Origin of the sequence: Kitasatospora sp. NPDC007106 (assembly GCF_040634455.1) — a bacterium.
GTDB classification, from domain to species: domain Bacteria; phylum Actinomycetota; class Actinomycetes; order Streptomycetales; family Streptomycetaceae; genus Kitasatospora; species Kitasatospora arboriphila.
The window spans coordinates 1-10,520 of record NZ_JBEYFP010000172.1 but is presented as its reverse complement, the minus strand read 5'-3'; the positions used below and the strand labels follow the sequence as shown (position 1 = coordinate 10,520).

Here is a 10,520-nt window from a genome sequence, read left to right as displayed (position 1 = left end):
CGCGTCTGCCCTCCCTCCATATAATGCTTTACTTCCACACCATCTTCGGGAGCCCCGCACCCCGCGCCCCCCGGGGGGGCGCGCACCACCGCAGGGACCCCCGCGCCCCTCGGGCGTCACCCGGTCGCCTCCGCGGCGGCCCGGCCCGCGGCCCGGCCGGAGAAGAGGCAGCCGCCGAGGAAGGTGCCCTCCAGGGCGCGGTAGCCGTGCACGCCGCCGCCGCCGAAGCCGGCCGCCTCACCGGCCGCGTACAGGCCGTCGAGCACGGTGCCGTCGGCGCGCAGCACCCGCGAGGAGAGGTCGGTCTCCAGGCCGCCGAGCGACTTGCGGGTGAGGATGTTGAGCCGCACGGCGATCAGCGGGCCGGCCTTGGGGTCGAGCAGCCGGTGCGGGGTCGCGGTGCGGATCAGCTTGTCGCCGAGGTAGCGGCGGGCCCCGTGGACGGCGGTGACCTGGAGGTCCTTGGAGAACGGGTTGGCCATCTCGCGGTCCCGGGCCTCGACCTCGCGGCGCAGCTCGGCGGCGTCGATCGGCGCCCCGGGCGTCTTGGCGTTCATGCCGCGGACGAGTTCGTCGAGGGTGTCGGCGACGACGAAGTCGACGCCGTGCTCCTTGAACGCCTCGACCGGACCGGTCGCGCCGGGCAGCGCCCGGCCCAGCACGCCCTTGATGGACTTCCCGGTGAGGTCGGGGTTCTGCTCGGAGCCGGAGAGGGCGAACTCCTTCTCGATGATCTTCTGGGTGAGGACGAACCAGGTGTGGTCGTACCCGGTGGTCATGATGTGTTCGAGGGTGCCGAGGGTGTCGAAGCCGGGGAAGAGCGGGACGGGCAGCCGGTGGCCGCGGGCGTCCAGCCAGAGCGAGGACGGGCCGGGCAGGATCCGGATGCCGTGCATCGGCCAGATCGGGTCCCAGTTCTCGATGCCCTCGGTGTAGTGCCACATCCGGTCGCCGTTGATCAGGTGGCCGCCGGCGTCCCCGGCGATGCCCAGCATCAGGCCGTCGACGTGGGCGGGCACGCCGGAGAGCATCCGCTCGGGCGGGGTGCCGAGGCGGGCGGGCCAGGCCTTGCGGACCAGGTCGTGGTTGCCGCCGATGCCGCCGGAGGCCACGATCACGGCCTGCGCCCGGAGTTCGAAGGATCCGGTGACCTCGCGGGAGCTGGACTCGCCGCGCTTGGCGGCGCTGGGGGCGAGGATCTCGCCGCTGACGGTGTCCAGGGTGCCGCCGGTCGCGGCGAGGGCGGTGACCCGGTGGCGGAAGCGGAAGTCGACCAGGCCCTTGCCGGCCGCGGCCTTGACCCGGCGGGCGAAGGGTTCGACCAGGCCGGGGCCGGTGCCCCAGGTGATGTGGAAGCGCGGCACCGAGTTGCCGGGACCGGTGGCGGTGAGGCCGCCGCGCTCGGCCCAGCCGACCACCGGGAAGAACCGCACCCCGCGCTCGTGCAGCCAGGCGCGCTTCTCGCCGGCGGCGAAGTCGACGTAGGCCTCGGCCCAGCGGCGCGGCCAGGCGTCCTCGGGGCGGTCGAAGCCGGCGGTGCCGAGCCAGTCCTGCCAGGCGAGGTCGCGGGAGTCCCGGACGCGCATGCGGCGCTGCTCGGGCGAGTCGACCAGGAAGAGGCCGCCGAAGGACCAGTGGGCCTGGCCGCCGAGCGAGGCGGCGGGCTCCTGGTCGAGGAGGATCACCCTGCGGCCGGCCTCGGCCAGTTCGGCGGTGGCGACCAGGCCGGCGAGGCCCGCTCCGATCACGATCACGTCGGCGTCGAGTGCCATCCGGGCGGTCCTCCAGGGCTGGGAGCGGCTTGTCGATCTCGGTGTGACCAGCATGGTGCGCCCCTGGCCGGGCGCAGGTCAACCGGCCGGTAACCCCACCGCCCGAATTTCGCTCCACCGAGTAGTGGAAATGCCGAACGCTTCACCGTGGAGCGTAATTCGGGGCGTGATCTGACGGAATTTCAGGCGTGAATTGAGTGTCTAATATCTGGACAACTGCGTTAACGTGCCAGTAACTTACTGAGCAGTAACGCCCCCACCCCTGCCCCGTTTCTCTTCCCCAGGAGGAACCGTGTTCAGCCATGCCCTGAAGCGCTCGTCCGTCCTGGTCAGCGCCGTCCTCGCGACCGCCGCCGCAGGACTGCTCGGCGCCCCCGCCGCGAACGCCGCGGACTCGGGCGGCGACTACGTCGCCCTCGGAGACTCGTACGCGGCCGGCGCCGGCGTCCCCTCGCAGTACGCCGGGCTCTGCCTGCGGTCGAGCAAGAACTACGGCCACCTGGTCGCAGCCGAACTCGGCAGTGCCAGCTACCGCGACGCGACCTGCGGCGCCGCCAAGGTCTCCGACCTGACGGAGGCCCAGTACGACGCCTTCATCCGGGTCAACGACCCGCAGCTCGACTCCGTCTCGGCCGGCACCGACCTGGTCACCCTCGGCATCGGCGGCAACGAGCTCGGCACCTCCGACCTCGGCATCGGCGACGTCATCGCCACCTGCATGGCGGGCGCCGTGGTCAACCCCTTCGGCACCCCCTGCAAGGACGTCTACGCCCACGGCCACTGGGACTTCCGCACCTGGTCCTGGCAGTGGGGCGCGGACACCCTGGTCAACCGGATCGACGCGGCCGGCCCGCAGATCGCCGCCGCCCTGCAGAAGATCCACGCCAAGGCGCCGCACGCCAAGGTGCTGCTGGTCGGCTACCCGTCGGTGCTGCCCGACAACGAGCGCAACTGCATCGGCCGCCAGCCCATCACCACCGGCGACGTCGCCTACCTGCGCGACATCCTGCACCGGCTGAACGACAAGCTCGCCGCCACGGCCGCCGCCAACGGCGCCACCTACGTCGACACCCTCACCCCCACCCGCGGCCACGACGTCTGCTCCGGCGACCGCTGGATCGAGGGCGCCCTGCCCGGCTCCCCCGCCGTGCCCTTCCACCCCAACGCCACCGGCGAGAAGGTGATGGCCCGGGCCGTCCTCGCCGCGCTCGGCAAGTAGCGGTAACCGGCGAACGCCCGGAGGGTGCCCGGCACCCCTCAGGCGTTCGCCGCCAGGGCGCGCACCAGGCGGTCCAGCCACGCTCCGGGGGTGCCCGGGAAGCCCTGCCAGTCGACGCGGCAGCGCGGCAGGTCCTCCGGCCCCACGGGGTGCGGGGCGCGGCGCAGTACGCGGTGCAGGAGACGGGCGTCGAGGTCGGTGGCCGGGTGCTCTGCGAGCAGGACGGCGTCGTGGAGGTCCTTGCCGCGGGCGGCGCCGCCGGTGCCCTCGACGAGCAGCCACAGCAGCTTCCAGGCCAGCGAGAGCTCGCGGCTCGCAGTGGGCAGGACGGCCGGGGGCCCGCCGTCGGCGCGCGGTATCGCGGTGAACACCGGCGGCTCGGGCAGCGGTTCGTCCCAGGCGAAGTCGACCCGCAGGGTGCCCGGCGCGAGCCCGTCCACCGTCCACGGGACCGTCAGCCGCAGGCCCGTGGCCCCGCCGCAGCCGTCGCCGTAGGGGGCGTAGTAGCCGCCGAGGCCCTCGTGCCGGGCGGCCCCGGCGTCGATCCGCAGGCCGGGCGCCGCCTCGGGCTCGTCGCGCAGCCGGTCGAGCAGATCGCCGTACGGCACGTCCTCCGGTTCGGTGTCGGGCAGCCAGTGCAGGCCCTCGGGCGGGAGCCGGACCCGCGGGCCGCGCGGCTCGACGCCCGCCGGGTCCCAGAGTTCGGCGGCGCCCGCACCGTGCGCGGTCTCCGGATCGCAGAGCACGGCGTCGGCGGTGTCGAGGTGCGGGTACGGGTCCAGCGGGTCGATCGGCACCGCGGGGACGGGTCGCAGCACGAAGTCGAGGTCGGCGGGCGGCCTGGCGGTCTCCGGGCACCAGGCGGCGAGGACGGCGCTGCCGCGCAGCACCAGGCCGTCGATCCACGGCGCGCCGGCGGCGGTCGCGAGCACGTGGTCGAGGACGGCCCGGTGGGCCTCGGCGGTCGTCCGGCTGGTCACGGCCGCACGCTAGCGGCCGGCACCGACAGCCGGACGGGCCGGACGGCCTGGGCGGACCCCGGATCCGTTCCTTCGGACCGCCCCGACCGGCCGGCGAGTTCGGCCAGCACGGCGGGCCGTCCCGCGCCGGCGGCGGTCGAGCCGTGGAGCAGTCCGGCCAGGTCGCGGGGGTGAGCCCGTTCACCGGTCGGAGCCGCCGCGGAGATCCGGTCCAGCCGGAAGCCGCGGCCGGCCCTGCGGATGCGGCACCAGGCGATCAGGTACCACCGGCCCCCGGCTGTGAGCAGGCCGGCCGGTTCCACGACGCGGTCGCTCTCCCGTCCTTCCGCGTCGGTGTAGGACAGCCGCACCGGCCCGGGAACCGTGCCCGGCGGTGCCGGTGGCGGTCAGCCGCATCCAGGCGGTGCAGCGCTCGCCGACCGCCACCGGATAGAGCCGCCGCTCCCCCGCCGTCCCACCCGCGGGCACCGAATACCCGCCGGACTCGCCGATCGCCTCGGTACAGCCCTCGAACCACTCACGGTGCCGCTCGGCCGCGAAGCGGGCACCGTACTCGCCGGTCGACTCCTCGTCCGCCAGGAAGGCGAGCACCAGGTCCCGGCGCGGCCGCCGCCCGGTGCGGGACCAGTCCCGGACGAGGGCCAGGGTCATCGCCAGGGTGCCCTTCATGTCGACCGCGCCGCGGCCCCACAGGCAGCCGTCGGCGAGTTCGCCGGAGAGCGGGTGGTGCGTCCAGTCCTCGGCGTCGAAGGGCACGGTGTCCAGGTGGCCGTGGACGAGCAGCGGCGGCAGCGTGCGGTCGGTGCCGGCCACCCGGGCGAGGACGTTCGCCCGGCGCGGCGCGGACTCGGTGACCAGCGGGTCGAGTCCGGCCTCGGAGAGCCGGGCGGCGACGTACTCCGCGGCGGCACGCTCGCCCGGCCCGCTGCCGTCCCCGGGGTTCACGGTGTCGAGGCGCAGCAGGTCGTGGCAGAGGACGGCCGCGTCGGTGTCGAGTGCCTGCGGGCTGACGGTCACGGGGTCTCCCTCTCGGGCACGGGTGGTTGGTAGGTGGTAGGCCAGGGGCGCGGGGAACTGCGCAATTCGGATGCGGGCCACCGTACACATCACGGCCTGACCCGTACTGTCGTGACACCCGCCCCCGGATTGCGCAGTTCCCCCCAGCCTTCGGCCGGGAGGTGCCCCCCGGCGCCCCTGGGGAGGCCACTATCCGTACTGCTGCTCGGTGGCCGCGCGGGCGACCACGGTGCAGACCTTGAAGGTGCGGGCGGCCCGGGTGGCGCCGGGGGCGGTGTAGCCGACGGTGCACGGGCCGAGGAGTTCGACGGTGGGCACCGCGGCGACCGCCTCGGCCTGGTGGGTGGCGTGGAAGTCGATCTCGAAGCGGTGCGGGCCGGTGACGGGTTCGGGGCGGCCGAGCAGCCGGTGGTCGCGCATGGCGAGCTCGGCCCGGTCGCGGATCAGCGCGGCGCTGACGGACGGCGGCAGGCAGACCGCCGCGTAGCGGCTGACGCACTCCTTGACGGCGGCGGTGCGGGCCTCGGGTGCCCAGGCTGCGGCGGCGGCGCAGGTGAGGTCGTCGCCGGTGACGAGGATGACGGGGACGCCGTGTTCGGCGGCGGTCAGGGCGTTCATGCGGCCTTCGTCGGCGTCCGTGCCGTCGATCCGGAAGCCGGTGAGTCCGGCGCCCAGGTAGGTGTGGGCGAGGACCCCGTTCGCCCCGGCGCCGGTGTGGTAGCCGAGGAAGACGACGGCGTCGGCATCCTGGACGCCCTGCATCATGCCGAGCGGTTTGTGCCGGCCGATCAGCAGCTTCGCCCGCGGGTCGAGTTCCTCCAGCAGGACGTTCCGCTGGGTCTCGTGCGCCTCGTTGACCAGGACTTCTTCGGCGCCGCCGGCGAACAGGCCGGCGATGCAGGCGTTGACGTCGCCGGTGAGCAGCCGGCGCATCCGCTGCCAGGCGGGCGCGCCGGGTTCGACGTCCTCCGGCCAGGTGGTGCCGGTGGCGCCCTCCATGTCGGCGGAGATCAGGACGCGCACGCGGTCTCCTCGGCGGCCGGCCGGCCCGGGGCGGGCCGGGGGGCGAGCGGGGGTTCGAGCAGGGTGAGCACGCCGTCGCCGAGTTCGGCGGCGGTGCCGAGCGGGACGGTGAGCTGGAGCGGGCCGTGTCCGGCGGGCAGGCCGGCCGCGACGGGGATGCCGAGGCCGCCGAGCCGGTCGGCGAGGACGGCGCGGACCTCCTCCTCGGGCCCGCAGTCGGTGAAGTCGCCGAGCACGATGCCGGCGGCGCGGCCGAGCACGCCCGCGCGCACCAGCTGGGTGAGGATGCGGTCCAGCCGGTAGGGCTCCTCGCCGGTCTCCTCCAGCAGCAGCAGGCAGCCGTCCGGCGGCTGGGCGGTGGGGGTGCCGACGGAGGCGGCGAGCAGGCTGGCGTTGCCGCCGGCGAGCCGGCCGCGGGCGGTGCCGGGGACGAGCATGCCGCCGGCGAGCGGCAGTTCGGTGACCCGTTCGGGGTGGAAGAGCACGGTGCGCAGGTGGTCGGCGCTGGCCGGATTGTCGACCAGGGCGCCGGTGGCGGGCATCGGGGCGTGCAGGGTGCTGGTGCCGAGCCGGACGGCGAAGGCCTCGTGCAGGGCGGTGATGTCGCTGGAGCCGATCAGCAGGGCGGGTTCGGCGGCGGCGTCGATCGCCTTCCAGTCGACCAGGTCGACCATCCGCTGGGTGCCGTAGCCGCCGCGGGCGCAGAGGACGGCGCGGACGGCGGGGTCGGCGCAGGCCTCGGTGAGGTCGGCGGCGCGGTCCTCGTCGCGGCCGGCGAGGTGGCCGAGGTGGCTGTCGCGGACGTGCGGCAGCACCGTCACCTCCAGGCCCCAGGAGGCCAGCAGGGCGGTGCCTCGCTCCAGCAGGGCAGGGTCGGGCGGGCCTGCGGGGGCGGCGACGGCGACCCGGTCGCCGGGTCGCAGGGCCTGCGGCACCGTTCGGGGCCGGTCGTGGGTCGGCATGCGGGCCTCATCTCAGCTTCGGGTCGTACGCGTCCCGGACGGCGTCGCCGAGCAGGATGAAGCTCAGCACGGTCGCCGACAGGAACAGCGCGGGGAAGGCGAGCAGGTGCGGGAAGTCGAGGACGTACGCCTGGGCCGCGTTCAGTTGCAGGCCCCAGGAGACCGCAGGGTACTGCAGACCGACGCCGAGGAAGTCCAACGTGGCCTCGCCGGAGATGACGTTCCCGACGTTCAGCATGGCGACCACCACCACGGGGGTGGCGGCGTTGGGCAGCAGGTGGCGGGTCATCAGCCGCAGCGGTCCGGCGCCGGTGGAGCGGGCGGCCTGCACGTAGTCGGCCTGTTTGAGGCCGATGACCTGGGCGCGCATCACCCGGGTCATGGTCGTCCAGCCGAGGGCGACGAGGACGAGGGTCATCGCGCCGAGGCCGTGGTCGGGGAAGGCGACCAGGACGACGGTGGCGCCGAGGACGAACGGCAGGCCGAAGAAGACGTCGGTGAGACCGGAGAGCAGGGTGTCCACCCAGCCGCCGAAGAAGCCCGCCAGCATGCCGAGGAGCAGCGAGAGCAGCAGTGCCCCGGCGGTCACCGCGAGCCCGATGACCAGCGAGGGGCGGCTGCCGCGGACGACCTGGCCGAGGTAGTCGCAGCCCTGCAGGTCGAAGCCGAACGGGTGCTGGAGGCTGGGGCCGACCCGGGAGTCGGCGAGTTCGCAGCGGCCGCTGTCGTCGGTGAGCAGGGCGACGAACGGCTCGGGGAGGGCGGCCATCAGCGCCATCAGCAGCAGCACGCCGGTGCAGGCGAGGACGAGCGGGCGCCTGCGCAGGTCCCGCCAGGCACCGGCGGAGGGGGACTCGCCGCGGCGAGGGCGCCGCTTCGGCGGCAGCGTGAGGTCCCGGACGGGCGCGGGCGGTGCCGGGGCGGGGGCCGGGGGCGGTGCGGGGGCCTGCGGGCTACCGGTCATGGCGGATCCTCGGGTCGAGCAGGCCGTACAGGACGTCGACGACCAGGTTGGCCAGGCAGTAGACCAGCACCAGGGCGGTGGTGATGCCGACCACGGTCGGTCCCTCGCGCAACTGGATGGCCTGGAAGACCTGTTGGCCGACGCCGGGCAGGTTGAACACGTACTCGGTGACGACGGCGCCGGCCATCAGCGAGCCGAGTTCGATGCCGAGGAAGGTCACCACCGGGATCAGCGAGTTGCGCAGGGTGTGCCGGACGACCACCCGCCGGCGGGACAGGCCCTTGGCGCCGGCGGTGCGCACGTGGTCGGCGCGCAGGTTCTCCAGCAGGGAGGCCCGGGTGAGCCGGGCGACGTAGGCCACGCCGAAGGAGGCGAGGACCAGGCCGGGCAGCAGGTAGGCGGTCGGCCAGCCGTCCTCGGCGCCGGCCACCGGGAACCAGCCGAGCTTGACGCCGAGCAGCAGTTGGGCGAGGTAGCCGACGATGTACACCGGCACGGCGATCACCAGGGTGGTACCGGCGAGCACCGCGTTGTCCGCCCAGCGGCCCTTGCGCAGCGCCGCCCAGACGCCGAGCGCGACGCCGAGGACGGTCTCCAGGAACCAGGCGGTGAGGCCGAGCCGCAGGGTGACCTGCCAGCGGCCGGCCAGGGTGTCGGCGACCGGCTCGCCGGTGAAGGTCCGGCCGAGGTCGCCGGTGAGCAGGCCGCCCAGGTACTTGGCGTACTGGACGACGAGCGGGTCGTCGAGGTGGTAGCGGCGGTGCAGTTCGGCGAGGACGGCGGCCGGCACCGGCCGGTCCCCGGCGAGGCCCTGGATCGGGTCGCCGGGCAGCACGAACACCATGGCGTGGATGAGGAAGGTGGTCGCCAGCAGTACGGGAACGGCGTACAGCAGGCGGCGGGCGATGTATCGGCCCATCGGCGGGCGCCCCCGGTTCGTGTGGTCGCGACGGTGGTCAGTGGCTCAGTGCCGCACGGTCACCTTCTCCAGGTGCAGGCCGGCGACGTACGGGTCGACCAGGACGTTGCCGATCCGGGGGCTCCAGGCGGTCTGGTCCTGCCAGTTCCAGAGCGGGATCAGCGGCAGCGCCCGGAGCGCGATCGACTCGGCCTCGTGGTAGTGCTGCTCGGACTCGGCGGCGTCCGGCGCCGCGTTGCCGAGCGCGAGCGCCCGGTCGAAGGCCGGGTCGGACCAGCCGGAGCGGTTGTTGGGGCCGAGCAGCCCGGCGAGGTAGTTCTGCACGCTCGGGTAGTCGACCACCCAGTTCTGCCGGTACGGGCCGGTCGCCTTGCGGCCGTTGAGGATCGGGCCGAGGTCGGCGCCGGACATCTTGCGGAAGGCGATGGAGCGGATGCCGAGGTTCTGCTTGAGCTCGTTGGCCACCGCGGTCATCCACTGCTCGTACGTGGGGTCGGAGTTGGCGAAGTACAGCTCCAGCGTGCCGGTGAAGCCGCCGGCCCGGTCGAACAGCTCCTTGGCGCGCTCCGGCCGGTACTCGCAGGTCTCGCCGCAGGCGCCGGCCCGGTGGCCGGGGATCATCGCGGCGACCAGCGAGTCGGCGGGCGCGAACACCTCGTTGAAGATCGCCCGGGTGATGCCCCGGCGGTCGATCGCCATCGAGATGGCCTGCCGCAGCTCGGGCTTGGCGTAGCGGGCGTCCCAGAGCGGCAGGCCGAGGTAGTCCATCGTGCCGCTGGGCCGCACCGAGTACCGCGCGCCGAAGGTGCGCTTCGCCTCGTACGCCCGGGCGGGCGGCACGCTGGCCATGAAGTCGACGTGTCCGGCCCGCAGTTCGGTGAAGGCGGTGTCCTTGCTGGTGAAGATCCGGAAGTGCACGCCGTCGGCGGTGGCGGGGCGCGGCCCGGTGTAGCTTTCGGCGCGGCGCAGGTCGATCCGCTGCTGGTGCCGCCAGTCGCCGTCCATCGCGAACGGGCCGTTGCCGACCGGGTGCAGGTCGTACCCGGCCGGGTCGGCGAAGGCGGCCTTCGGCAGCGGTGCGAACGCGGGGAAGGCGAGCAGCATCGGGAACTGGCTGAACGGCGCCCCGAGGGTGACCTTCAGGGTGGTGTCGTCGACCACCTCCAGGCCGGACAGCCGGTCGGTCGGGGGCTTGGCGCCGTCGGCCGGGTTGAGGGCGGCGTACCCGTCGATCTGGCTGAAGTACCCGTTGGCCTCCCAGCCGTTGGGCCCGTACGCGGCCGCGTTCCAGGCGTCGGCGTAGCTGGCCGCGGTGACCGGCTCGCCGTTGTGGAAGCGGGCGCCGGGCCGGAAGTGCAGTGTCCAGACCCGCTGGTCGTCGGTGCTGACGGACTCGGCGGCGAGCGGCACCGCGTGGCCGTCCGAAGGGTCCAGGGCGAGCGGGGTGTCGAACAGCCCCTCCAGCACCTGCAGGGAGTAACTGCTGGTCGTGCGGCCGGGGGTGAGGTGGTCCGGCTCGGTGAGGGCGACGGTGAACGTCCCGCCGGGCACGTCCGGGACGGGCCCGAGGTCCTCGTCCGAGCGGCGGACGCAGCCCGCGGCGGCCGTCCCGGTGACGGCGAGCAGGGCGAGCGCGAGCAGCGCGGCCGGCAGCCGGCCGGTGC

General features: G+C 74.3%; 9 protein-coding genes and 1 pseudogene. 1 reads left to right on the top strand and 9 read right to left on the bottom strand.

Features of this window, described 5'->3' with window-relative positions:
• Window positions 1-116: 116 nt before the first annotated feature.
• Entirely contained in the window at window positions 117-1,772 is a 1,656-nt protein-coding gene (locus tag ABZ641_RS16370) for an FAD-binding dehydrogenase (RefSeq protein WP_344623110.1), read from the bottom strand.
• 292 nt (window positions 1,773-2,064) lie between these two features.
• Between ABZ641_RS16370 and ABZ641_RS16365 the strand changes: the two genes are divergently transcribed.
• Window positions 2,065-2,991 (top strand): SGNH/GDSL hydrolase family protein, encoded by a 927-nt coding sequence (locus ABZ641_RS16365; RefSeq protein ID WP_344623111.1) that lies wholly within the window; start codon window positions 2,065-2,067, stop codon window positions 2,989-2,991.
• Window positions 2,992-3,029: 38 nt separating this feature from the next.
• Here ABZ641_RS16365 and ABZ641_RS16360 read toward each other — a convergent pair whose 3' ends face one another.
• The 8 genes and pseudogenes from ABZ641_RS16360 to ABZ641_RS16325 form a co-directional block, all read right to left on the bottom strand.
• Window positions 3,030-3,971, bottom strand: a complete 942-nt coding sequence (locus tag ABZ641_RS16360) for a nucleotidyl transferase AbiEii/AbiGii toxin family protein (protein WP_359982454.1) — start codon at window positions 3,969-3,971, stop codon at window positions 3,030-3,032.
• Window positions 3,968-4,273, bottom strand: coding sequence for a WYL domain-containing protein (locus tag ABZ641_RS16355; protein WP_359982451.1), 306 nt, complete (start codon window positions 4,271-4,273; stop codon window positions 3,968-3,970). The genes ABZ641_RS16360 and ABZ641_RS16355 overlap by 4 nt, the downstream gene beginning before the upstream one ends.
• Before the next feature lie 55 nt (window positions 4,274-4,328).
• Window positions 4,329-4,988: pseudogene (locus ABZ641_RS16350) on the bottom strand (M20/M25/M40 family metallo-hydrolase); the annotation flags it as partial.
• 189 nt (window positions 4,989-5,177) lie between these two features.
• Window positions 5,178-6,011: a M55 family metallopeptidase gene (locus tag ABZ641_RS16345; protein ID WP_359982449.1), complete on the bottom strand. Its 834-nt coding sequence runs from the start codon at window positions 6,009-6,011 to the stop codon at window positions 5,178-5,180.
• Window positions 5,999-6,973 carry an LD-carboxypeptidase gene (locus ABZ641_RS16340; RefSeq protein ID WP_359982446.1) on the bottom strand — a complete coding sequence of 325 codons (975 nt, stop codon included), beginning with the start codon at window positions 6,971-6,973 and terminating at the stop codon, window positions 5,999-6,001. The genes ABZ641_RS16345 and ABZ641_RS16340 overlap by 13 nt, the downstream gene beginning before the upstream one ends.
• A gap of 7 nt (window positions 6,974-6,980) precedes the next feature.
• The gene (locus tag ABZ641_RS16335; protein ID WP_359982444.1) at window positions 6,981-7,937 is read right to left on the bottom strand and encodes an ABC transporter permease; all 957 of its coding nucleotides are present in this window, start codon (window positions 7,935-7,937) and stop codon (window positions 6,981-6,983) included.
• The gene (locus ABZ641_RS16330; RefSeq protein WP_344623922.1) at window positions 7,927-8,856 is read right to left on the bottom strand and encodes an ABC transporter permease; all 930 of its coding nucleotides are present in this window, start codon (window positions 8,854-8,856) and stop codon (window positions 7,927-7,929) included. Before ABZ641_RS16330 ends, ABZ641_RS16335 begins: the two co-directional genes overlap by 11 nt.
• A gap of 45 nt (window positions 8,857-8,901) precedes the next feature.
• Window positions 8,902-10,520: ABC transporter substrate-binding protein (locus tag ABZ641_RS16325; protein WP_359982441.1), on the bottom strand; the 1,619-nt coding region annotated here is incomplete at its 5' end.

What these genes read in the sequence shown, in the direction of transcription:
- ABZ641_RS16330 (WP_344623922.1), bottom strand. Translation starts at nt 8,856, where the DNA reads ATGGGCCGATACATCGCCCGCCGCCTGCTGTACGCCGTTCCCGTACTG.
- ABZ641_RS16335 (WP_359982444.1), bottom strand. Translation starts at nt 7,937, where the DNA reads ATGACCGGTAGCCCGCAGGCCCCCGCACCGCCCCCGGCCCCCGCCCCG.
- ABZ641_RS16370 (WP_344623110.1), bottom strand. Translation starts at nt 1,772, where the DNA reads ATGGCACTCGACGCCGACGTGATCGTGATCGGAGCGGGCCTCGCCGGC.
- ABZ641_RS16340 (WP_359982446.1), bottom strand. Translation starts at nt 6,973, where the DNA reads ATGCCGACCCACGACCGGCCCCGAACGGTGCCGCAGGCCCTGCGACCC.